Origin of the sequence: Allobosea sp. LC85 (assembly GCF_000735605.1) — a bacterium.
Taxonomy (GTDB): Bacteria; Pseudomonadota; Alphaproteobacteria; order Rhizobiales; family Beijerinckiaceae; genus Allobosea.
In genome coordinates this window covers 26,666-49,562 of the sequence record NZ_JPKG01000024.1, presented here as the reverse complement: position 1 = coordinate 49,562, position 22,897 = coordinate 26,666, and the positions used below count along the sequence as shown (strand labels likewise).

The window sequence follows — 22,897 nt, the reverse complement described above, 5'->3', positions numbered from 1 at the left end:
CCGGCTTCTGTCGACCGCTCAGGCTGGCTTCTCGTCTGCGAGCACGATCGCGGTCGTCAGGTCGGCGACATGCGGCATCGATGCGATCTCGTCACGCACCGAATTCAACGCACGGGTCGTCTCCGCTTCGATCTCGGCGATGACGTCGATCTCGCCGCCGATAGAGTAGCACCGTCTGACCGCTGGGAGCACGGCTATGCGATCCACTGTGTCGCGTGCCGGCGTCTTGGCGAGGCGGATGATCAGGAAGGCGCGGAACGCGTCGGCACCTGAACTGCCTTCCATGACGGTTGCCTTGTACCCGCGGATGGTGCCGTCCGTCTCCATCCTGGCGATGCGCTCGCGCACGGAGCTGCGAGCAAGCCCGACGCTTCCGGCAATCGTCTTGATCGGCAGCCGCGCATTGTCCTGGAGCAGCCGCAGAATCTTCGCGTTCTTTTCGTCCATCGCCATCAAGGGCTCGCAGATATCGGTGTGGCGGCGATAGCAGGTTGCTACCGCCACAATGGCGGCAAAACCGCCAATTGGAGCAGCGCGGCCGCCACAGCATCAATGTCAGATTGATGGTGGAGCGACAATTCGGAAAGCCTGCGATGACCTTCGTCAATCACCCACGCCCGACATTCTCCCTCGAGGAAGCTGCGGAGGTCTTGCGGAAGCGCTTCGGCGTCGTCGGCCGCCTCGATGGCCTGCCCAGCGAACGCGACCAGAATTTTGACGTTCGCGGGGACGATGGGCAGCGGTTCATCCTCAAGATCGTCAATGCGGCAGAGCCTCCGACCGCGATCGAGTTCCAGACCGCGCTGCTGCGGCATGTCGAAATCAACGATCCGACCTTGCCGACGCCGCGAGTGGTGCCGACGTGCGATGGGCTGGAATTCGGGCTTTTGACCGGCCGCGGCGGCGAGCGTCATTGCGTCCGTCTCGTCACCTATCTCCCTGGCACGCCGCTGGCCGAGGTTGCCAAGACGCCGGAAACGCTGCGCGATATCGGCCGTGTCCTCGGGCAGCTCGATCGGGTGCTCGGCAGCTTCGGCCATCCCGGCGCGCATGTCGCCTTTGATTGGGAGATCCGCGAGACGCCGCGTGCGCGCCAGCGCCTGTCTCATGTGGCCGATGCGGCGCAGCGGCGCTGCCTGGAGAGCGTGCTCGACGCCTATGATTCCCGGGTCGCGCCGACGCTCAGGCGACTGCGCCATGGTGTCATCCACAATGACGCCAATGACTGGAACCTGTTGGTCGCTGATCCGGCTGAGGGCGCGATCGCAGGCCTTATCGATTTTGGTGACGCGGCCCATTCGCCGCTTATCGCCGAGCTCGCCGTTGCCTGCACTTACGCGATGCTCGGCGAGAAGAGCCCGATCGAAACCGCCGCCACGGTCGCCGCAGGCTACCACGCGGAACTGCCGCTGCAGGACGCGGAATTCGACATCCTGATCGATCTGATCGCCGCACGGCTGGCGGTGAGCGTGTCGATTTCGGCGACGCGCCACGCCGAAGCGGTTGAGAATCCCTATCTCCTCGTCAGCGAAAGGCCGGCCTGGATTCTCCTGGAGCGGCTCGGCAAGGTCGATCGCCGTATCGCCACGGCGATCCTGCGCAATGCCTGTGGCCTCGAAGCGACGCCCGGCGCGGGGCGCCTGCGGGGCTGGCTGGCCGCAAACCGCAGGAAGCTGGCGCCGCTCATGCAGCCGCATCCGGCGCGCCAGCAGAAGCATGTGGTCGATCTCGGCAATCCCGAGGCGCCACTGGCACGGGCGAGCGCGGCGCAGGATCATGCGACCGCCGATCGGGCCTATGCCGATCTGCAGAGAGAACACGGCTTTACGCTCGGCCTCGGGCCGCATGGCGAACTGCGCACCGTCTATACGGCGCCCTTCTTCGACTCGACCCTGATCGATGGCGTGCGCCGCAACATCCATCTTGGCCTCGATATCTTTGCGCCTGCGGGTACGCCGCTCTTCACCCCGCTGCCGGCAAGGGTCGTGGCCGCAACGATCAATCCTGCGCCGCAAGATTATGGCGGGCTCTTGCTGCTCGAGCATGAGCCGGAACCCGGACTGCGCTTCCGGAGCCTCTGGGGGCACCTGGACCATGCTTCGGTTCGCGACCGGCATGTGGGCGAAGAACTGCCGGCCGGCGCCAGTGTCGCGCGGCTTGGTGACTACGCAGAGAATGGCGGCTGGATACCGCATCTCCATCTGCAACTCGTCGCCTCGGATTATGACGACGTCAGCGTCATTCCGGGCGTTGGCGAGGCGGCATTCCGCGGCGTCTGGGACGACCTCTTTCCTTCGCCCTATGATTTCGCGGGCCTGCCGCCGGAGACCTTCGACAGGTCTGGGCAGGAAAAGGATGCGCTGCAGGCGGCGCGCAAGAAGCGACTCGGCCCCAATCTTTCGCTCTCCTACCGCAGGCCGCTCAAGATGGTTCGCGGCGAAGATGTCTGGCTGATCGACGAGACCGGCCGCGCCCATCTCGATTGCTATAACAACGTCGCCCATATCGGGCATTGCCACCCGCGTGTGGTGGACGCGATCACGCGGCAGGCCCAGCGCCTGAACACCAACACGCGCTATCTCCACGACAACATCATCGACTACACGGAACGCTTGGCGAAGACGCTGCCGCGCGAGCTTGATACGTTCTTCGTGGTGTGCACGGGGAGCGAGGCGAACGAACTCGCCCTGCGCGCGGCGCGAGCCCATACGCGCCGAAGCGACATGATCGTCCTGGACTGGGCCTATCACGGCCACACGCAGGGTCTGATCGACATCAGCCCCTACAAGTTCAAGCGCAAGGGAGGCAGCGGGCGGCCGGAGCATACGCATGTGCTGCCCGTCGCTGATCCCTATCGCGCACCGGCGGATTGGCCGGAAGGCGAGATCGGCAAGCGCTATGGCGAGTATGCTTGCGGGATCATCGACCGGCTTGTGAAGGACGGGCATGCGCCCGCCGCCTTCATCGCCGAAACGATCCCAAGCGTCGCCGGGCAGGTCTTCCTGCCGCCGGGATATCTTGGTGCGATCTATGACGCCGTCCGTCGCGCCGGTGGCCTGTGCATCGCGGATGAGGTTCAGGTGGGCTTTGGCCGCGTCGGTCAAACGATGTGGGCCTTCGAGGAACACGGTGTCGTGCCGGACATCGTCTCCATGGGCAAGCCGATCGGCAACGGCCATCCCCTTGCCGTTGTCGCGATGCGCCGCGAGATCGCGGAGCGCTTCGCCAACGGCATGGAGTATTTCAATACGTTCGGCGGCAATCCGGTGTCCTGCGCGGCGGGGCTCGCCGTCCTCGACGTGCTCGAAGAAGAGCGTCTCCTGCCGAACGCCGTGGAGCAGGGTGACTATCTCCTCGCCGGCATGCGCAAGCTGATGGATCGTCATTCGATCATTGGCGACGTGCGCGGGCGGGGCCTGTTCCTTGGTCTTGAGCTCGTGCGGGACCGCTCAACCAAGGAGCATGCCGGTGAACCCGCTTCGGCCATCGTCAATCGGGCCGGGGAGCTCGGCGTGCTGATGGGGACGGACGGCCCCTTCGACAACGTCATCAAGCTCCGCCCCCCCATGACCTTCCGGCGCGAGCATGCCGACATCCTGCTCGAGACCCTGGATGAGGCCATGCGCGACACGTTGGGCTGAAGCCGCTGATCGACGCACCGATCAGGACGAGGCGTGTAGCTCGCTGATACAGGCCCGGCGGTGGGCAACCTCCGCCGGGGCACCGCAATCTTGGGTGCGCCTGCGCAATCCTGCTGCGATGGTGATCCGCGTACTCCCCTGCCCTGACGCCGAAGACAGCTTATCACGCGAATTAGACGATACTTCTAATTTAGACTTTTTTGTCTTCTTTGCTTGTGCTAGAAGCTCGTACCCGCGTTTGGACGAGCGTCATGAAGATCGAAGAATTCAGCCTGGAGCGGATCCAGTCGCTTTACGAGAACACTGTCGAGTTCAATCTCTCGGATAGCGGCGTTCATCCCTACAGCTTGAACGGACTGCTCGACGACGGCCAGCGCAATGCGTTGCTCGATGTCGAACTGGGCTATGGCTGGACGAACGGGGCCGTCGAGTTGCGCGAAGCGGTGGCACGGCTCTATCGCGGTCGGACCTCCGACGAGGTCATCGTCACCAATGGCTCGGCCGAGGCCAATTTCCTGATGGTGATGTCGCTGCTCGAGCCTGGCGACGAGATCGTCGTCTTCGTGCCCAACTATCTGCAGATCTGGGGCTGGGCCCGGGCGATCGGGGTCACGGTGAAGGAAGTCGCGCTGCGCGAGGAGCTGGGCTGGACCCCGGATCTCGACGACGTCCGCAAGGCCGTTTCGCCTCGCACCAAATTGATGACGATCTGCCACCCGAACAACCCGACCGGCAGCCTGCTTTCGCGCGAGACGATGGACGGGCTCGTCGCGATTGCCCGCCAGCACGGCACCTATCTGCATGCCGACGAGGTCTACAAGGGCGCCGAGCTCGAGGGCGACGAACCGCCCAGCTTCGCCGACCTCTACGAAAAGGCGATCATCACCAGCGGCCTGTCGAAGGCGATGGCATTGCCCGGCCTGCGGATCGGCTGGCTGGTCGGCCCAGCCGCCGATATCTACGCCGCCTGGCAACGCAAGGACTATACCTCGATCACCACGAGCGCGATCAGCGAGTATGTCGCCCGCATCGTCGTCGAACCGGCCAAGCGCGCCGAGATCCTGCAGCGCAGCAAGACCATCCTGCGGCAGAACCTGGCGCTCCTGACCAACTGGGTCGAGCGCAACAGCGAGTTCTTCTCCTTCGTTCCACCCAAGGCCGGCGGCATGGCCTTCGTGAAATATGCGCATTCGATGAACTCGACGGAGCTCGTGCATCGGTTGCGCGAGGAACGCGGCATCATGCTCCTGCCCGGAGATGTCTATGGTCTCGACGGCTATATCCGTATCGGAATCGGGGCTCCGGGCGATCACCTGGAGGCTGGTCTCGAACGCCTGAGCGACTATCTGAAGTCGCAGCCGCGCTAGACCGGGGCTGCCAAGGACCTGGATCATGCCGACTGAACTCATGGCCTATGCGCCGATTTGCGACGCCGTCGCCCTGCTGTTCCGTCCCTATGCCGAGGTCGTGCTGCACGATCTCGGCTTGCAGACCGTGGTCCATATCGCCGGCAACTTCTCGCAGCGCGTGCTGGGCGAGCCGTCGCTCCTGAACGAGATCGGTTTTGACGCGGCCGAGACGACGATCGGTCCCTATGAAAAGATCAACTGGGACGGCCGCCGGATCAAATCGATCAGCGTCATCCTCACCGCCAATGGCGCGGCGATCGGCGTGCTGTGCATCAATGTCGACGTCTCGCACTTCCATGCGGTGATGCAGACGCTCAGCGCACTCGTGGCCGTGCCTGCCGGAGCCGACAAGCCGCCCGTCCTGTTCAAGGAGGATTGGCATGAGCGCATCAACGAATATATCCAGCAATGGACGCAGGAGCGCGGCCTGATCGTCACCGCGCTGAGCCGCGAACAGAAGCGGCAACTGGTGGCCGACCTTGCCGCGAGCGGCGCCTTTGGCGGACGTAAGGCTGCAGCCTATATCTCACGTGTCCTCGGGCTCGCGCGCGCCACCGTCTACAACTACCTGAATCAGGCGAACGGACCGACCGATGCTTGATCTGGCACGGGCCCAGATCGAAGCCGCCATTGATCTCGACCGGGCCATCCTGGCACTGGAGGAGGGGTTCAAGGCTGCCTCGGCAGGGCGGGTGCAGATGCCGCCCGTCGGCTATCTCGGCTTTCCCGCGCATCACGGCGACTGCCATATCAAATTCGGTCACATCACCGGGGACCCGATCTTCGTGGTGAAGATCGCGACCGGTTTTTACGACAATCCGCGGCGTGGCCTGCCGACCAGCAGTGGCATGATGATCGCGCTCTCGGCCGAGACCGGCGCAGTCGTGGCGATCCTGCGTGATGAGGGCTGGCTGACCGATCTGCGCACCGGGCTCGCCGGTGCCATTGCGACCAGGGCCGGAGCCCGCAGCGACGCGCGCCGCATCGGCATTGTCGGTGCCGGCACGCAGGCCCGCTTTCAGATCCGTGCTGCCGCCCATCTCATGCGCGAACGAGCGCTGCAATTCGCGATCTGGGCCCGTTCTGCGGAGCGCGCTGAAGCGGTGCGGGCGGAACTGCTGCGCGAAGGCATCGCTGTTGCCCTCGCGACTTCACCTGAGGCTCTCTGCGCCGAGGCGGACGCCATCATCACGACGACGCCGGCCACGAGCCCTCTGCTCAAGGCGGTATGGATCCGCCCGGGCACGCATATCACGGCGATGGGCGCAGATGCGCCAGGCAAGCAGGAGCTCGAGAGCGGCCTCATTGCGGCTGCCGATATCAGAATCGCCGATTCCCTCGATCAATGCCTCGACCATGGCGAATTCGCCGCCGCGGCGCGCGAGGGACTGATCGAGGGCAGAGCTTGCGTCGAACTTGGTGCGGTCCTTGCCGGAAACGCGATCGGGCGTAACGACGCCCGCGACATCACGATTGCTGATCTGACCGGGCTTGCCGTTCAGGACATCGCGATCGCACGCGTCGTCCTTGAAGGCTGCGGCGCCTCACCGAGGCCGGCCCGAGATCCGGTGCGCAGATCGAAATAAGCCGGCTAATTAATTGCTGCAGGTCGCGCTAGAAGGAGGCCTGGTCCGATTTCGCGCGGCGCGCCAGCATCTGAAAGATGGCGGCTGACGCCGCGACCATCCGTTCGAAATGATCGATCTCGATGTTCTCGTTCGGCGCATGCAGTTGCGCCCCGTGATGGGTGAGGCCGATCCCGAACACGTCGGTGCCGAGATGATCGATGAAGGGGTGGGCGGTGCCCGACGCCGGGGAACTCGGCTGGACGATCGCGGGGCGGCCGAATTCAGTTTCGAGAATCTCCGCGCAGGCGGCGACGAACCAGTGACCGGCGTCGCTGCGCACCGGCCTGACAATGGCGTCGTGAACGATGACCTCGATATCCGCCATGCTGATGCGTTCGAGATGGCTCCGCACGAGCTCGACGACGCGTGTCGGAGTTTGATCGGGCACAAGCCGGAAATCGAGCTTGGCGAAGGCTTCCGCGGGCAGCACCGTCTTGGCTCCCTCTCCATGATATCCGCCGCCAATGCCGTTGACGTTGAGGCAAGGTGCGAAATTCATCGCGGAGAAGAAATTCTGGCCGTCGACGCCGCTCAGCGTACGCTCTCCGCCCGTTGCGGCACTGACGCTGGCAAGCGAGAAGGGCGGTGACAGTGCGGCAGTGCGCTCGGCAGCAGACGGCGCCCGCACATCCTCATAGAAGCCATCGATCGTGATCCGCCCTGCGGCATCGCGCATGGACGCGACGGCAGCGCAGATGCGCCAGAGCGCGTTGTCGTAGACCGCCCCGTAGCTCGAATGCAGGTCGCCTCTCGCGGTGCGGCAGCGCAGCTCGATCGCGGTGATGCCCTTGAAGCCGCACAGGATGACGGGCCGGCCAGAGGCATCGATCTCGCCGAACTCCCACCAGCACAGATCGGCACGTTCACCGGCGAAGCGCTTCGCCAGGAAGCCATCGAGCGACGGGCTTCCGATCTCCTCCTCGCCATCAACGATCCAGATCAGCCGGAACGGAAGCGACCCGCCCTGCTGCGCCCGGAAGCGGCGCCAGCCGGCGAGACGGCTGGCGAACTCGCCCTTGTCGTCGGCAGCGCCGCGGCCAAAAAGGCGACCGTCGCGCTCGGTCAGGGCGAAGGGCGGGCTCAGCCAGAGCGCCTCGTCGCCCTCCGGTTGCACGTCGGAGTGATTGTAGATCACGACGGTCAGTGGTCCCTCGCCAGCCGTACCGACGACGAAGGGACCGACCGAGCCGGGGTGGATCTCGGTGACGAAGCCAGCTTCGTCGAGAAGATCCCGGACCAGCGTCGCCGCCTCGTTCAGGCAGCGCCCCTCGGCACTGACCGAGGGAATGGCGACGAGACGGGCAAGATCGTCCCGCCCACGGCTGACCGCGTCATCCACTGCATTCACCCCGCGTGGTGGACCAGAAACCGGTCGAGGCGCTTCAGCCCCTCGGCGAGCGTTTCGGTTGGCACACCGATGCCGATCCGGATGTGCTGTTCGATCCCGAACCAGCTGCCGGCGACGACGAAGACGCTTTCCTCCTCGCGAAGCAGGCGGGAGAATTCCTCGGACGGCAGGTTGAGCGGATAGCGCAGGAAGGCCATGCCGCCAGCCTCGGGCCGCTTCCACGACCAGCTGGGATGACGCGACATCCAGTCGCCGACGAGATCGGCATTGGTCCGCAGCAGATCGCGCCCGCGCGACAGGAGGCGGCCGCGCGTGTCGGGCTTCATGACGGCTGCCGCAAGGATCTGGCTCAGGATGCCGCTGCCGATCGTCGTATAGTCCTGACGCTCCGCGGCGCCGGCAACCACGTCGACGGGTGCGACGATCCAGCCGAGGCGCAGACCCGGACAGGCGAAGGATTTCGACAGGCTGCTCGTCACCACCAGTCGCGGATAGGTGCCCCAGAGGGTCTGGGTCTCCGGCCCGTCGATCTCGCCACCGCGATAGATCTCGTCCACCAACAGCCAGGCGCCACTCTGCCTTGCCGCAGCGACAAGAGCGTCGCGGCTCTGCTGCGTCAGCACGCTGCCGGTCGGGTTGGCCGGATTGGTGACGGCGATCACCTTGGCCCCCGATGCGGCTGCATCGAGGCAGGCCGGGTCGATCTGCCAGCCATTGTCGCCACTCAGCTCAAGACGCTGGACATCGAAACCGAGTGCGCGGCCAAGGCCGTCCACCTGCATGAAATTGGGTACGGCAAAGACAATGCGCTCGCCCGGCTCGACGAGCGTCATCAGCGCGATCATGGTCGCCTCGGAGGAGCCATTGGTGACCAGAACATTGGATGGCCCGGCTCCCGGATACCAGGAAGCGATATTCGCCCTCAGATCAGGCCGGCCATCGGTCCAGCCATAGCCCAGCGGCAGCTTGAGCAGATCCTGCATCTCGCTTGGCGCGAGGATGTCCTCGATCGCCCAGGGGTGAACGCCGCTTTCGGTGAGATTGATCTCCACCTCGTTCTCGAAGAGCGTCTGGTTCCGCTCCATCTGGAAGATGTCGAATTTCAAGGTTCATTCCTTCCATCGAACGGGAAGGCTGCGGCCCCTTGGAACGGCCGCGCTTCCCTGCAGTTTCGCACAGATGCCGGGCCTCAGAGCCAGCGCGCGTTTGCCCGCACGATCGCCTCGCGCACGACCTCGGGCGAGGTTCCGCCATAGCTGCGGCGGCTGTTCACCGAATGCTCCGGCGCAAGCACCGAATAGACCGTCTCCGTGATCCGCGGATCGACGTCCCGCATGGTCTCGATATCGAGCGCGCTCAAGGTGCAGCCCTTGGCCTCGGCCCTGGCAACGACCTTGGCGGTGATATGGTGGGCGTCGCGGAAGGGGATGCCGCCCTCGCGCACGAGCCAGTCGGCGAGGTCCGTGGCGGTCGGAAAGCCGCGCTCGAGGAAGCTGCGCATCTGGTCCGGGCGGACTGTCAGGTCGCGTATCATGCCGGTCGTCGCCTCGACGCAGAGCTGGACCGTCTCCAATGCGTCGAACATCGGCTCCTTGTCTTCCTGCATGTCCTTCATGAAGGTCATGGGCAGGCCCTTGATGGTCATGAGCAGGGCATTCAGCGAGCCGACCACGCGCCCGGTCTTGCCGCGCACGAGTTCGGCCGCATCGGGATTGCGCTTCTGCGGCATGATCGAGGAGCCGGTGGTGAAGGCGTCCGACAGGGCGATGAAACGGAAGCCGTCGCTGCACCACAAGGTTATCTCCTCGGCGATGCGCGAGAGATGCACGGCCAGCATCGAGCAGCAGAACAGCAGCTCGGCGATATGATCGCGCGAGGCGACCGAATCCATCGAGTTCTCGGTCGGGGCGGAGAAGCCGAGCTGTTCGGCCGTGAAATGCCGGTCGATGGGGAAGGCGGTCCCGGCCAGGGCCGCGGCTCCCAGCGGGCAGATATTGGTGCGCTCGCGAGAACCCGCCAGCCGCTGCCGGTCGCGGCCGAACATCTCGACATAGGCCATGAGGTGGTGGCCGAACGTGACGGGCTGCGCGACCTGCATATGGGTGAAGCCCGGCATCAGCGTCTCGACATGCTCGGCGGCGCGTTCGATCAGGGCGTGCTGCAATTCCTGCACGGCGGCATCGAGCCCGTCGATGGCATCGCGCATCCACAGGCGAACATCGGTAACGGCCTGGTCGTTACGGCTACGGGCGGTATGAAGCCGGCCGGCCGGCTCGCCCACGATCTCCTTCAGCCGCGCCTCGACATTCATGTGAATGTCCTCGAGATCAACGCTGAAGGTAAAGCGGCTCTCCTCGATCTCCTGGAGGATCTGGTCGAGCCCTGCCTGGATTGTCTGGTTGTCCGGCTCGCCGATGATGCCCTGCCGTGCCAGCATCCGGGCATGGACCTTCGAGGCGGCGATGTCCTGCCGGTAGAGGCGGTAGTCGAAGCCGATCGACGGATTGATCTTCCTCATGATCTCCGCCGGCGCCGTCGTGAAGCGTCCGCCCCACATCTTGTTGGCGCCACTCTTCTGCTCCGACATTTCTTCAGCTTCCTGTTATTCCGAACCTGGCGGGCCTGAACCCTGCGTGGATGGTGCAAGCCTCAGGCGCGGGATGGCCGACAGGAGCGGCAGGCGGCCGCCCTTTGCGTGTCGCTTGTTGGGTGTCACTTGGCGCTGCTCGTCCAGGATCTTGGCATAGGTGCGGCCCTCAATCCCCCGATCTTCCCGATCGTTGCGGGAGCCATAACAGGAGGTCAATAGACTGTAAATTCCAAATCAAATATTTTTGTCTAACATGAGATGTGACTGGCGCGGGGTGGTTTCGCCGTTGGCACGCCCGCAGCTCCTATCGGCCGATGCGCTCTCGTTGCGTGGCGCGCATCCGGTGCCGGAGCGGCGCTGAGACTGCCCGGATAATCCCATGACATGGCTGTCCTGGGGGCGGCCAATCGGCGTTCGGAACCTCTCAAAATCAGCTACCCACGCTCTTCGCATTCCAATAGGTTCAGCCTCAATCGGGACCATATTCCGGTCGGGCCGACGATCCTGCCGCGGGCAGGGCGGGTTCAGCGGAACTGGGCGCGGAACAACCCGGCCCGAGGGTCATGAGGTGGGAGAGCTGACCATGAAAAGAATCCTGTTCGCCACGCTGTCGGCGGCTGCCCTGATGACGGCGGCGCCGTTGTCAGCCAAGACGCTGGTCTATTGTTCGGAGGGCAGCCCGGAGAACTTCGCTCCGAGCATCAACACGACGGGTACGTCGTTCGACGCCAACACCCAGATCTATGACACACTCGTCCAGTTCGAGCGCGGCGGTACCAAGGTCCTCCCCGCTCTGGCCGAAAAGTGGACGGTTTCGGATGACGGGCTGGTCTACACGTTCAACCTGCGCAAGGGCGTGAAGTGGCACAATACCCGCGCCTTCAAGCCGACGCGTGACTTCAACGCCGACGACTTCATCTTCATGATCGATCGGCAGTGGAAAGAAGATAATCCCTATTACAAGGTCACCAGCTCGAACCATTCCTACTTCAACGACATGGGCATGCCCAAGCTGTTGAAGTCTGTCGAGAAGGTTGACGATTACACCGTCAAGATCACGCTGAACAATCCCGAGGCGCCGTTCCTGTCAGACCTTGCGATGCAATATGCGAGCATCCAGTCGAAGGAATATGCCGATGCGATGCTGAAGGCCGGCACCCCTGAGAAAATCGATCAGGACCCGATTGGAACCGGGCCGTTCTCCCTGGTGCAGTACCAGAAGGACGCGATCATCCGGTACAAGGCGTTCCCGGACTACTGGGCCGGCAGGGCCAAGATCGACGACCTGATCTTTGCCATCACGCCGGATGCCTCGGTCCGCTGGGCCAAGCTTCAGAAGGGCGAATGCCATGTCATGCCCTATCCGAATCCGGCTGATCTCGACGCGATGAAGAAGGACGCCAATGTCCAGATCCTGGAGCAGCCGGGCCTGAACATCGGCTATCTCGCCTATAACACCACCAAGAAGCCGTTCGACGACGTCAAGGTGCGCCATGCCGTCAACATGGCGATCAACAAGAAGGCGATCATCGATGCCGTCTATCTGAGCAGCGGCGTCGCGGCGACCAATCCGATCCCGCCGTCGATGTGGTCTTACAACGAGACCGTCAAGGACGATCCCTTCGATCCCGAGGCCGCCAAGAAGGCGCTTGCCGAGGCGGGCTATCCGAACGGCTTCGAGATGGATCTCTGGGCCATGCCGGTACAGCGGCCGTACAACCCCAACGCCAAGCGCATCGCCGAACTGATGCAGGCGGATCTCGCAAAGGTCGGCATCAAGGCCGAGATCAAGACCTTCGAGTGGGGCGAATACCGCAAGCGCTTGCAGGCGGGCGAGCATCAGGCCGGCATGTTCGGCTGGACCGGCGACAATGGCGATCCGGACAACTTCCTGCACACGCTGCTCGGTTGCGATGCTTCGAAGAACAATGGCGGCAACGTCGCGAAGTTCTGCCATCAGCCCTTCGAGGAGCTCGTTCAGAAGGCCAAGAAGATCACGGATACGGAGCAGCGCGCCGAGCTTTATCGCCAGGCCCAGGTGATCTTCAAGGAGCAGTCGCCCTGGTTCACGATCGCGCATGCGGTGCAGCTGAAGCCGGTCCGCAAGGAAGTGAAGGACTTCAAGCTGTCCCCGTTCAGCCGGCATACCTTCTATGGCGTTGACATCAATTGAGGCCCTGGCCTGACTGATGCATTGATTGGGGCGCGGCCGAGAGGCTGCGCCCCTTTTTACATCGGGAGAGCGTGATGAATATCCGACATTTCGCAGCGGCCGCTGCCGTTGCCCTGGCTTTGCAGGCTGGCGCGGCCGCGGCTCAAACGCTCGTCGTCTGCTCCGAGGCAAGCCCGGACTTCCTCAATCCGCAGTTCTCCTCGCAGAACACGGCTTATGACGTGGCGGCCCAGATCTATGATCGCCTGGTCGCCACCGAGCGCGGCGGCTCCCAGATCATCCCGAGCCTTGCCGAATCCTGGACCATTTCCGAGGACGGGCTGACCTATACGTTCAAGCTGCGCAGTGGCGTGAAATGGCACGCGAACAAGGCGTTCATGCCGACACGCGGCTTTACCGCCGATGACGTGGTCTTTTCGTTCCAGCGCATGTTCGACGAGAACCACCCCTACCATAAGGTCGGCAGCACCAATTATCAGTTCTTCAACGAGATTGTCCGGCCCAGCCTGAAGGCCGTCGAGAAGGTCGATGACCAGACCGTCCGGCTCATCTTGTCACGGCCTTACGCACCCTTGCTCAGCGCGCTCTCGGTCGAGCCCATGTCGATCCTGTCGGCGGAGTATGGCGATGCGATGCTGAAGGCGAGTACGCCTGAGCTGGCCAATCAGGCGCCGATCGGCACCGGCCCGTTCTCGTTGCTGGCCTACCAGAAGGATGCCACGATCCGCTTCCGCGCGGTGCCTGACCACTGGACCAAGGCGGCAGGCAACCGGGACCGCATGGCACTGGTCAACGACCTGATCTTCGTGATCACGCCGGATGCCTCGGTGCGGTTCGCCAAGGTGAAATCGGGCGAATGTCAGATCGCACGCTATCCGAATCCCGGCGACCTGCCGGCGATGCGGACGGATCCGAATCTGACGATGCTCTCCGGCAGCATCGCCGATCAGAGCTTCCTCGCCTTCAACCAGCAGAAGAAACCCTTCGACGACAAGCGGGTACGCGAGGCGCTGGTCTATGCGACCAACATCCCTGCGATCATCGATGCGGTCTATCAGGGCACCGGCAAGCAGACGGCCGCGATCGTTCCGCCATCGCTCTGGTCGCATCACGAAGGCTTGAAGCCGCGCCCCTATGATCCGGAGAAGGCCAAGGCCCTACTCACGGAGGCGGGCCTGCCGAACGGCTTCAAGACCACGCTCTGGGCCATTCCCGTCGTCCGCGCCTATATGCCGAACGGACGCCGCGCGGCCGAATTGATCCAGGCAGACTGGGCGAAGATCGGCGTCCAGGCTGAGATCCAGAGTTTCGAATGGGGCGAGTATCTCAAGCGCGGCCGCGCCGGCGACCATGAGGTCGGCATGTTCGGCTACACCTGGGACTATCCGGATCCGAGCCAGATCCTGCTGTCGGGCTGGCATTGCGATGGCGTGAAATCCGGGGCCAACCGAGCTCGCTGGTGCAACAAGGAATTCTCCGACCTCCTGACCAAGGCCAATACGATCACGGATCAGGGCGAGCGCACCAAGATGTTCCGACGCATGCAGGAGATTTTCCAGGACGATGTCGGAGGTCTGCTCTTTGCCAACGCGCAGGCCTTCACGCCGGTGCGCAAGGACGTGAAAGACTACAAGATCCACTTCTTCGGCGGTCAGCCCTTTACCGGTGTGTCGCTGGCGAACTGACGTTGACATCCGGGCGTGGAGAGGCGAACCGCGCCCGAATACGACTGGTGGCGGGGGCGCAGTGTCATGCGGATCTATATTTCGGCGGATATCGAGGGCATCGCTGGTGTCGTGACGCGCGAGCACACGCGGCCCGAAGGGTTTGAGTATCAGTCGGCCCGTGTCTGGATGACCGACAGCGTTGCTGCCGCCGCCAACGCCGCCTTCGCGGCCGGGGCGAGCGATGTCGTGATCAGCGACAGCCATGGCAACGCGCAGAACCTGCTGCTGGACCGCCTGCCCAAGGCGGTCCAGGTCGTCCGCTCCTGGCCGCGCCCGCTCTCGATGATGCAGGGCATGGAGGAAGGCACGTATGCCGGCGCGCTTTTCATCGGCTACCACGCGGGCGCCACCAATCCGGACGGCATTCTGGCGCACACCTTTCGCAGCGCCTCGCTGCGCGAGGTTCGCGTCAATGGCGTCTCGGCCCCGGAATCGATGATCAATGCCGCGATCGCCGGACATTTCGGCACGCCCGTGCTGCTGGTCAGCGGCGATGATGTCTGCATCGAGGAGACCAGGGCGCTCCTGCCCGATATCGAGGCCGTCACGGTCAAATGGGCGCATAGCCGCCTCTCGGCGCGCACGCTGATGCCGGAGGCCTCGTACGAGTTGATCGCCGAGGGCGTGCAGCGCGCCATCGCCCGGCGGGCGAGGATCGCGCCCTATCGGTTGCCGGGGCCGATCACGCTGGAACTCAGCTTCCTCTATCGGCAGCCGGTCGAGTTCCTCGTCATGCTCAAGGGCATCGAGCGCCTCGACGCGTTCACGGTGCGCTACATCGCCGACGACATCCTCGATTTGCAGCGTTTCCTGGTATTCGCATTAGGATATAGTTCTAATTTGCAATAGCAGGACGAAACATCCCGTTCGCGGTCCATGCTTCAGGCCGCCGGTACCCCGACAAGACTGGCTCATCCATGCTGCGTTTCATCCTGACCCGGGTCAGCCTGGTGATTCCGACTTTCATCGGGATCACGCTGCTCGCCTTCTTCCTGATCCGGCTGGTCCCGGGTGATCCGATCGAAACCATGGCCGGCGAGCGTGGCATCGATCCGGCCCGCCACGAGTTGCTGCGCAAGGAGTTCGGCTTCGACAAGCCGATTCTGACGCAATACGGCATCTATATCAGCCGCGTCCTGCAGGGCGACCTCGGGAAGTCGATCGTGACGCGCGAAAGCGTCATCTCGGAATTCTCCGCGCTGTTCCCGGCGACGATCGAGCTCGCGCTGTGCGCCATCTTCCTGGCGCTGGCGATCGGCCTGCCGGCCGGCATCCTGGCCGCGGTCAAACGCAATTCGATCTTCGATCACGGTGTCATGGGCCTGTCCCTGACCGGTTATTCCATGCCGATCTTCTGGTGGGGGCTGCTGCTGATCCTGCTGTTCTCCGTTCAACTGGGCATCACCCCGGTCTCCGGCCGCATCGCCGTGCAGTACTATATCGAGCCCGTGACCGGCTTCCTGACGATCGACAGCCTGCTGGCAGGCGATTTCGACGCTTTCAAGTCGGCGCTGTCGCATCTCGTGCTGCCGGCGATCGTTCTGGGCACGGTTCCGCTTGCGGTCATCGCCCGGATGACGCGTTCCGCCATGCTCGAAGTGCTCGGCGAGGACTATATCCGCACGGCGCGCGCCAAGGGCATGGCGCCTCTCAGGGTCATTGGGCTGCACGCGCTACGCAACGCGCTGATACCGGTGGTGACGGTCATCGGCCTGCAGGTCGGCGTGCTGTTTACCGGCGCGATCCTCACCGAGACGATCTTCTCCTGGCCCGGGGTCGGTAAATGGCTCATCGAGGCGATCAGCCGGCGCGACTATCCGGTCCTGCAGGGGGGCACCCTGCTGATCGGCGTCGTCGTCATGAGTGTCAACCTGCTGGTCGATCTGCTTTACGGCCTGATCAATCCACGCATCAGACATGCGCGCTGAAGGACCTGTGATCGTGACATGGCTGATTTCTTCGCGGGATGCTGACAGATGACCGCCGAAACGCTTGAAGCCCCCTCCGCCGTTGTGCCGGCTGGCACGCCGCCTCATCCGTTGCGCGAATTCTGGAGCTATTTCAGCGCCAATCGCGGCGCGGTTGCCGGGCTGGTCGTCATCGTCGCGGTGCTGCTGATGGCGGTGTTCGCCGATATCCTTGCGCCGCACTCGCCCTATCTCACCAACAATGCCGTCTTCCTCAAGCCGCCCTTCTGGCAGGAGGGAGGATCGCTGGCCTATCCGCTCGGCACCGATGCAATCGGCCGTGACATCCTGTCCCGTCTGCTCCACGGCGCCCGTCTCTCGCTGGTGATCGGCATCGTGGTCGTCGCCATCGCCATGGCGGCAGGCATCGTGCTTGGCCTGGTCGCCGGCTTCTTCAAGGGCATCACCGAAATCGTCATCATGCGGCTGATGGACATCGTCCTGACGATGCCGAGCCTGCTGCTCGCCATCGTCATCGTCGCGATCCTCGGGCCGGGCCTGATGAACGCGATGCTGGCGGTCGCCATCGTGGTGCTGCCGCATTATGTCCGCATCACGCGCGCGGCGGTGATCGCCGAGACCTCCAAGGACTATGTCATCGCGGCGCGCGTCAGCGGTGCCGGCACGCTGCGCCTGATGTTCAAGGAAGTGCTGCCGAATTGCGCTGCCCCCTTGATCGTCCAGGCGACGCTCGGCATCTCAACCGCGATCCTCGACGCGGCGGCGCTCGGCTTCCTCGGCCTCGGCGCGCAGCCGCCGACGCCGGAATGGGGCACGATGCTGGCCGATGCGCGCGAATTCGTGCTGCGCGCCTGGTGGGTCGTCACCCTGCCGGGCCTGATGATCCTGATCACCGTGCTGGCGTTCAACCTGCTCGGTGATGGCCTTCGCGATGCCCTCGATCCCAAACTGAAGCGCTGACCATGCCGCTGCTCGAAGTTGAGAATCTGAGTGTCGAGTTCCCGACCTCTTCGGGGGTGATGCGGGCGGTCGACGGTGTCAGCCTGTCGCTCGAGGAAGGAGAGATCCTCGGGGTCGTCGGCGAGTCCGGTTCAGGCAAGAGCGTCACCATGCTGGCGCTGATGGGGCTCGTTGCATATCCCGGCCGAATCAAGGCAGACCGCCTCGCCTTTGCCGGTCGCGACCTGCTCTCGATCTCCGATCGGGAGCGCCGGAAGCTCACCGGCAAGGATGTCGCGATGATCTTCCAGGAGCCGAGCACCAGCCTCAATCCCTGCTTCACCATCGGCTTCCAATTGGCCGAGACGCTGAAGGCGCATGAGGGGATGGACAGCAAGGCGGCGCGCCGACGCAGCATCGAGCTGCTCGAACAGGTCGGGATCCCTGCGCCGGAAAGTCGCCTCAAGGCCTTTCCGCATCAATTGTCCGGCGGCATGAACCAGCGCGTCATGATCGCCATGGCGATCGCCTGCAATCCCCGGCTGCTGATCGCCGACGAGCCGACGACGGCGCTCGACGTCACCATCCAGGCGCAAATTCTCGATCTGCTGATGTCGCTGCAGAAGGAGCGCCGCATGGCGCTCGTCCTGATCACCCACAATATGGGCGTGGTCGCGGAGACTGCGCAGCGCATCATGGTGATGTATGCCGGGCAGGTGATGGAGGAGCGCAATGTGGCGTCTCTCTTCGCCGCACCCCAGCATCCCTATTCCGCCGCGCTTCTTGCCGCTTTGCCGGAGCGCAGCGAAGGCGAACACCGGCTTGCGACGATTCCAGGCATGGTTCCCGGCCCGCATGACCGCCCGCAGGGGTGCCTGTTCAGTCCGCGCTGCGCCTATGCCACCGATCATTCGCGCCTTGTGCGCCCCGATCTCCGGCCCTGGCAGGGTGGGCAGATCCGCTGCCACTATCCGCTCGGCGATCCGGATCGGGAAAAGGCCAGGGCGGCGGGCGGCGTTCACCCCGTGACGGTGGAGACCACATCGTGAGCACTCCCATCGTCGCGGCGCGCGAGCTGACACAGGTCTATTCGGTCAACCGTGGATTCCTCCGCGCCCCGGCCAAGCTGCAGGCGGTCACCGGCGTGTCCTTCTCCGTGGAAGCCGGCAAGACGCTCGCCGTCGTTGGCGAGTCCGGTTGCGGGAAGTCGACGCTCGCCCGCATGGCGACCCTGATCGAGAAGCCGGCTTCGGGCGCGCTGATGCTCGACGGGCTTGACGCCGTCACGCCGCCTCCGGGCGAGGCCAAGCGCCTGCGGCGAACCGTGCAGCTCGTCTTCCAGAATCCCTATGGTTCGCTGAATCCGCGCAAGAAGATCGGCGCGATCCTGGAAGAGCCGCTTCTGATCAATACCTCGCTGACGAAGGCGGAGCGGACCGAGCGGGCGCGCGCGATGATGGCCAAGGTCGGCCTGCGTCCGGAGCACTACAACCGCTATCCGCACCAGTTCTCCGGCGGCCAGCGCCAGCGCATCGCGATCGCGCGCGCGCTCATCCTCTCGCCGAAGCTGCTGGTGGCCGATGAGCCGGTCTCGGCGCTCGACGTCTCGATCCAGGCCCAGGTGCTCAACCTGCTGGCCGACCTTCAGGACGAGCTGAAGCTCGCCTATCTGTTCATTTCGCATGATCTCGGCGTCGTGCGTCACATCGCTCATGACGTGATGGTCATGTATCTCGGCCATGCCATCGAGCATGGCCCGAAGCATGCGATCTTCGCCCGGCCGTTGCATCCCTATACGCAGGCGCTGCTGGCCTCGACGCCAAGCGTGGCGGCAGGCAAGCGCGAACGCATCGTGCTGCGCGGCGAGCTGCCATCGCCACTCGATCCGCCGAAAGGCTGCGTGTTCTCGACACGTTGCCCTTATGTCACCGATCGCTGCCGCTCCGAGCGCCCGGTGGCACGCCAACTGGATGAGCGACTCGTCGCTTGCCACTACGCGGAACGCTTTCTGGCCGAGGCGGCCTGAGCAGCGCGCATGCCGTTTCGGCCGACCATTGATCGACCAGGGCAGTGCTGGGACGTGGCCGTTGCTGAAGATCGCGACAGGCTGCGTCAAGGCTGATTGCCCGCACTCGTCGCGATAGCCGGCGCGATGGCTATATGGATCTGTCTCAGGAGCCGGCGGCCGACAGCGAATGTTCGTCGGCCGAGCGTTCCATGATAGCGTCAGTCTGGTGCGACAAAGGCGTTGCAACAGGAGGCTTGTGATGACTCTCCAGATCGGCAGTACAGCACCGGATTTCGAGGCCGAAACGACGGAAGGGCGCATGCGCTTCCACGACTGGATCGGCGATTCCTGGTGTGTGCTCTTCTCCCACCCAAAGGATTTCACCCCGGTCTGCACGACCGAACTCGGCTATATGGCCAAGATCAAACCCGAGTTCGATCGGCGCAACGTCAAGATCATCGGCTTCAGCGTCGACCCTGTCGGGAACCATGCGCGCTGGGCAGAGGATATCGGGGAAACGCAAGGCCACAAGCCGAACTACCCGATGATCGGCGATCCGGAACTGGAGATCTCAAAGCTTTATGGCATGCTTCCGGCCAGCACGTCCGGTACCTCGGATGGCAGGACGCCGGCCGACAACCAGACCGTGCGCAATGTCTTCGTCATCGGGCCGGACAAGAAGATCAAGCTGATCCTGGTCTATCCGATGACCACCGGGCGCAACTTCGACGAGGTTCTGCGTGTCATCGATTCACTCCAGTTGACGGCGAAGCACCGGGTCGCCACCCCCGTCAACTGGAAGCAGGGCGAAGACGTGATCATCGCCGGTTCGGTGTCCAACGACGAAGCGAAGCAGCTCTATCCGGAAGGCTGGCGGGAGCCCAAGCCCTATATCCGCATCGTGCCGCAGCCTGGGAGCTGAAAGCGGCTTTGCTTCAACCGATGCTCGTTGCCGTGGCGATATGACGACGAGCCGTGCGAGAAGAAGCAGCCCGTCCGTGGCCAGCTCTGCGCTGGAGGGGCGGGCTGTTCTTTGCATCCGCGCCCCGTTTTCTGGCTTCGGTGCTGCTGCTTACCAACTCGCCTTGATACCGACCCCGCCGTCATGGGCGTGCGACATGCCCGATAGGCCGCGACGGCTACGTTGCGCGCAGAAGCCAGGAGGTCGCGGCTGGGCAGCGGAGCTGTCGGGGGCTCCGTTGCGTCCAGCGGGTTCAGCGCAGCGGCGGTGCGTACAGGATTCCGCCCATGCTCCAGAGCTGGTTCAAACCGCGCGGGATGCCGAGGCGGGATTTTACACCAAGGTTGCGCTCATAGAGTTCCGAGTAATTACCGACGGACTTCACCGCTCGAATGGCCCAGGCGTTGTCGAGCCCGAGCAGCTTGCCGAAACCGCCCTCCGCGCCGACGAAGCGACGAACGTCAGGCTTGGCGGAGGCCAGGGCCTCGGCAGTGTTGGCTGAGGTGATGCCGAGCTCCTCGGCGTTCACGAGGGCAAAGTTCACCCATTTGACGAAGGTGAACCAGGCGAAATCGTCGCTGCGAGTGACCGGGCCGAGCGGCTCCTTCGAGATCACGTCGGGCAGGATGACGGCATCGGCCGGGCGAGGAAGTTTAAGGCGTTCGGCATAGAGCGCTGACTGGTCACGCGTCAGCACATTGCATTCGCCAGCCTGGAAGGCAGCCAGGGCGGCGGCAGCGGACGGGAAGGCACGCTCTTCATAGGTGATCGAGTTCGAGCGCAGGAAGTCGGAGAGGTTGAGCTGCGTCGTCGTGCCGGCTTCGACGCAAATCTTGGCGCGGTCGAGTTCGAGTGCCGAGGTGGCCGTCAGCGACTTCATGATCATGAAGCCCTGGCCGTCATGATAAGTTACGCCGGCGAAGGACAGGCCGAGCTCGGCCTCGCGCGCCAGGGTCCAGCTGGAGTTGCGCGAGAGCAGGTCGACCTGCCCGGCACGCAGCGCCTCGAAGCGCTGGCTCGCCGAAAGCGGTACGAAGCTGACCTTGGCTGGATCATCGAAGATCGCTGCCGCGACGGCCCGGCAGAAATCGACGTCGAAACCGGACCAGGCGCCTTGCGCATCCCTTTCTGAGAAGCCGATCAGGCCTTCGCTGACGCCGCATTGCAGGCTGCCGCGCTGCTTGATGGTGTCGAGCGTTCCCGCTGCGGCCGGCTGTGCCGCTCCCCAGAGGGTGATGGCCGCGAAACAGGCAAGCGTGCTGCGAAGGTAGGCTTTGGCCGCGTTCAGCATGACCATCGGTCTCCGGTGGGGACAGATTGCAAAATTGGCAGGGGGCTGGCGCAGGTCCGAGACTTGCTCTGTGTCAGAGACTTGCACCGTGTCAGAGATTTGCACCGTGTCAAAGACTTGCGCCGTGCCGGACGACGACCTTGGTGTTGAGCGGGACGCGCTCATACAGATCGATGATGTCGCCATTGGCGAGGCGGAAGCAGCCGGACGAAATGGATTGGCCGATGGTCTCAGGCTGGTTGGTACCGTGGACCCGGAAAACCGTCGAACCGAGATAGAGCGCTCGTGCGCCCATCGGGTTCCCCGGACCGCCAGCCATGAAGCGCGGCAGATAAGGCTGGCGCGCGATCATCTCCGGCGGCGGTCGCCAGTCCGGCCATTCCGCCTTGCGGCTGACCTTGACGAGGCCCGACCACTGGAAGCCTTCGCGGCCGACACCGATGCCGTAGCGCAGAGCGCGGTTATTGCCCTGGACGACATAGAGGAAGCGTTCCGAGGTATGGATCACCACGGTCCCCGGCGGCTCGCTGGAGCGGAACAGCACCGCCTGACGCGCGTAGGGGCCGTCGGCGACAACGGCTTCCTCGCCTGAGACGCGGCCGGGCTCGTCACCGACGTCGAGCGTCTCCGCCTCGCCGGCTCTGGGAGCCGCGAATGCGCTGCCGGGCAGTGTCGCGACAGCGCCCAGAGCCAGGACTGCGAGGCCGAGGCAGGTTCCAGCGATTGTCCGCTTCCGTCCGCTTACGCGCATACTGCTCACTCCCGGATTGAAATATGCGCTCAGGCTCCGCAGCGCACGAAAATGAAGGTTCCGTAACGGCGATGCGCGTCGGGATCGACGAAGCGCACGACCAGCTCCCTGTCGGTCGCGGACAGGATCTCGCGATCCTGCGGGTCGCCGGCGGCGGCCTCGAAGCCGAGAAAGTTCCGGCCACCCGGTCCGCCCTTGAGCTTGAGCTCATAGAGCTTGGGATCGTCGGCGACATGCATCATGACGCCGTCGGTCGGTCCCTTGGTAATCGAGTACGGCATGTTGCACTGGGCCCTGGCTTGGGCCTCGGTGCGTTTGCGGTCCTTCTCGGCGTGGAAGGAGGCGATGCCCCATTTGCCGATCAGGCGCTCGCGGGGGATGCTGCTCGGTCCGGCAGCAGGGCCGGCGGAGGGACTGCCTGCATCCTCACTGGTTCCGGCGCAGCCCGCTGCGGCCAGCGCGATCGCCGCCGCGGTCAGACGGGTCAGCAATCCAGATCGAAG

Annotated in this window: 19 protein-coding genes; 12 read left to right on the top strand and 7 right to left on the bottom strand. The window is 64.1% G+C overall.

The annotated features are described in order from the left end of the window. Window positions 1–18: 18 nt before the first annotated feature. Window positions 19–453: an Lrp/AsnC family transcriptional regulator gene (locus FG93_RS11720; protein ID WP_043234747.1), complete on the bottom strand. Its 435-nt coding sequence runs from the start codon at window positions 451–453 to the stop codon at window positions 19–21. A gap of 140 nt (window positions 454–593) precedes the next feature. On the opposite strand from FG93_RS11720, the gene FG93_RS11715 reads away from it, so the two are divergent. From FG93_RS11715 to FG93_RS11700, 4 genes are all read left to right on the top strand, one after another. Next, window positions 594–3,641 carry an aminotransferase class III-fold pyridoxal phosphate-dependent enzyme gene (locus FG93_RS11715; protein WP_043234745.1) on the top strand — a complete coding sequence of 1,016 codons (3,048 nt, stop codon included), beginning with the start codon at window positions 594–596 and terminating at the stop codon, window positions 3,639–3,641. Between the two features lie 251 nt (window positions 3,642–3,892). Continuing rightward, window positions 3,893–5,008, top strand: a complete 1,116-nt coding sequence (locus tag FG93_RS11710) for an aminotransferase class I/II-fold pyridoxal phosphate-dependent enzyme (RefSeq protein ID WP_043234639.1) — start codon at window positions 3,893–3,895, stop codon at window positions 5,006–5,008. Between the two features lie 25 nt (window positions 5,009–5,033). Then, window positions 5,034–5,651, top strand: coding sequence for a transcriptional regulator (locus FG93_RS11705; RefSeq protein ID WP_052513652.1), 618 nt, complete (start codon window positions 5,034–5,036; stop codon window positions 5,649–5,651). After that, window positions 5,644–6,636, top strand: a complete 993-nt coding sequence (locus tag FG93_RS11700) for a hypothetical protein (RefSeq protein ID WP_052513651.1) — start codon at window positions 5,644–5,646, stop codon at window positions 6,634–6,636. The genes FG93_RS11705 and FG93_RS11700 overlap by 8 nt, the downstream gene beginning before the upstream one ends. Before the next feature lie 28 nt (window positions 6,637–6,664). Here FG93_RS11700 and FG93_RS11695 read toward each other — a convergent pair whose 3' ends face one another. The 3 genes from FG93_RS11695 to argH all read right to left on the bottom strand — a co-directional run bounded on the left by FG93_RS11695 (window position 6,665) and on the right by argH (window position 10,613). After that, complete coding sequence (locus tag FG93_RS11695; protein ID WP_043234637.1) at window positions 6,665–8,017, bottom strand: M20/M25/M40 family metallo-hydrolase; 1,353 nt, start codon at window positions 8,015–8,017, stop codon at window positions 6,665–6,667. A gap of 5 nt (window positions 8,018–8,022) precedes the next feature. Beyond that, a complete protein-coding gene (locus FG93_RS11690) occupies window positions 8,023–9,132 on the bottom strand; it encodes an aminotransferase class I/II-fold pyridoxal phosphate-dependent enzyme (protein ID WP_043234635.1) in 1,110 nt (369 codons plus the stop codon). A gap of 83 nt (window positions 9,133–9,215) precedes the next feature. Continuing rightward, window positions 9,216–10,613, bottom strand: coding sequence for an argininosuccinate lyase (gene argH / locus FG93_RS11685; protein ID WP_043234633.1), 1,398 nt, complete (start codon window positions 10,611–10,613; stop codon window positions 9,216–9,218). A 586-nt stretch (window positions 10,614–11,199) separates the two neighbouring features. Between argH and FG93_RS11680 the strand changes: the two genes are divergently transcribed. From FG93_RS11680 to FG93_RS11645, 8 genes are all read left to right on the top strand, one after another. Continuing rightward, complete coding sequence (locus tag FG93_RS11680; protein ID WP_043234632.1) at window positions 11,200–12,789, top strand: ABC transporter substrate-binding protein; 1,590 nt, start codon at window positions 11,200–11,202, stop codon at window positions 12,787–12,789. Between the two features lie 74 nt (window positions 12,790–12,863). Further along, window positions 12,864–14,474, top strand: a complete 1,611-nt coding sequence (locus FG93_RS11675) for an ABC transporter substrate-binding protein (protein WP_043234630.1) — start codon at window positions 12,864–12,866, stop codon at window positions 14,472–14,474. Between the two features lie 66 nt (window positions 14,475–14,540). Continuing rightward, on the top strand, window positions 14,541–15,365 hold the full coding sequence (locus tag FG93_RS11670) for a M55 family metallopeptidase (RefSeq protein WP_052513649.1): 825 nt from the start codon (window positions 14,541–14,543) through the stop codon (window positions 15,363–15,365). A gap of 68 nt (window positions 15,366–15,433) precedes the next feature. Then, the gene (locus FG93_RS11665) at window positions 15,434–16,444 is read left to right on the top strand and encodes an ABC transporter permease subunit (protein WP_043234628.1); all 1,011 of its coding nucleotides are present in this window, start codon (window positions 15,434–15,436) and stop codon (window positions 16,442–16,444) included. A 48-nt stretch (window positions 16,445–16,492) separates the two neighbouring features. Continuing rightward, the gene (locus FG93_RS11660; protein ID WP_043234627.1) at window positions 16,493–17,404 is read left to right on the top strand and encodes an ABC transporter permease subunit; all 912 of its coding nucleotides are present in this window, start codon (window positions 16,493–16,495) and stop codon (window positions 17,402–17,404) included. A gap of 2 nt (window positions 17,405–17,406) precedes the next feature. Further along, window positions 17,407–18,432 carry an ABC transporter ATP-binding protein gene (locus FG93_RS11655; protein WP_043234625.1) on the top strand — a complete coding sequence of 342 codons (1,026 nt, stop codon included), beginning with the start codon at window positions 17,407–17,409 and terminating at the stop codon, window positions 18,430–18,432. Beyond that, window positions 18,429–19,409, top strand: coding sequence for a peptide ABC transporter ATP-binding protein (locus tag FG93_RS11650; protein ID WP_043234622.1), 981 nt, complete (start codon window positions 18,429–18,431; stop codon window positions 19,407–19,409). The genes FG93_RS11655 and FG93_RS11650 overlap by 4 nt, the downstream gene beginning before the upstream one ends. Before the next feature lie 241 nt (window positions 19,410–19,650). Continuing rightward, the gene (locus FG93_RS11645) at window positions 19,651–20,313 is read left to right on the top strand and encodes a peroxiredoxin (RefSeq protein WP_043234621.1); all 663 of its coding nucleotides are present in this window, start codon (window positions 19,651–19,653) and stop codon (window positions 20,311–20,313) included. Between the two features lie 292 nt (window positions 20,314–20,605). Here FG93_RS11645 and FG93_RS11640 read toward each other — a convergent pair whose 3' ends face one another. The 3 genes from FG93_RS11640 to FG93_RS11630 form a co-directional block, all read right to left on the bottom strand. Then, window positions 20,606–21,643: an amino acid ABC transporter substrate-binding protein gene (locus FG93_RS11640; RefSeq protein ID WP_043234742.1), complete on the bottom strand. Its 1,038-nt coding sequence runs from the start codon at window positions 21,641–21,643 to the stop codon at window positions 20,606–20,608. A gap of 109 nt (window positions 21,644–21,752) precedes the next feature. After that, on the bottom strand, window positions 21,753–22,394 hold the full coding sequence (locus FG93_RS11635; protein ID WP_081881474.1) for a L,D-transpeptidase: 642 nt from the start codon (window positions 22,392–22,394) through the stop codon (window positions 21,753–21,755). A gap of 29 nt (window positions 22,395–22,423) precedes the next feature. After that, window positions 22,424–22,885 (bottom strand): hypothetical protein, encoded by a 462-nt coding sequence (locus FG93_RS11630; RefSeq protein ID WP_052513648.1) that lies wholly within the window; start codon window positions 22,883–22,885, stop codon window positions 22,424–22,426. Between the last annotated feature and the right edge of the window lie 12 nt (window positions 22,886–22,897).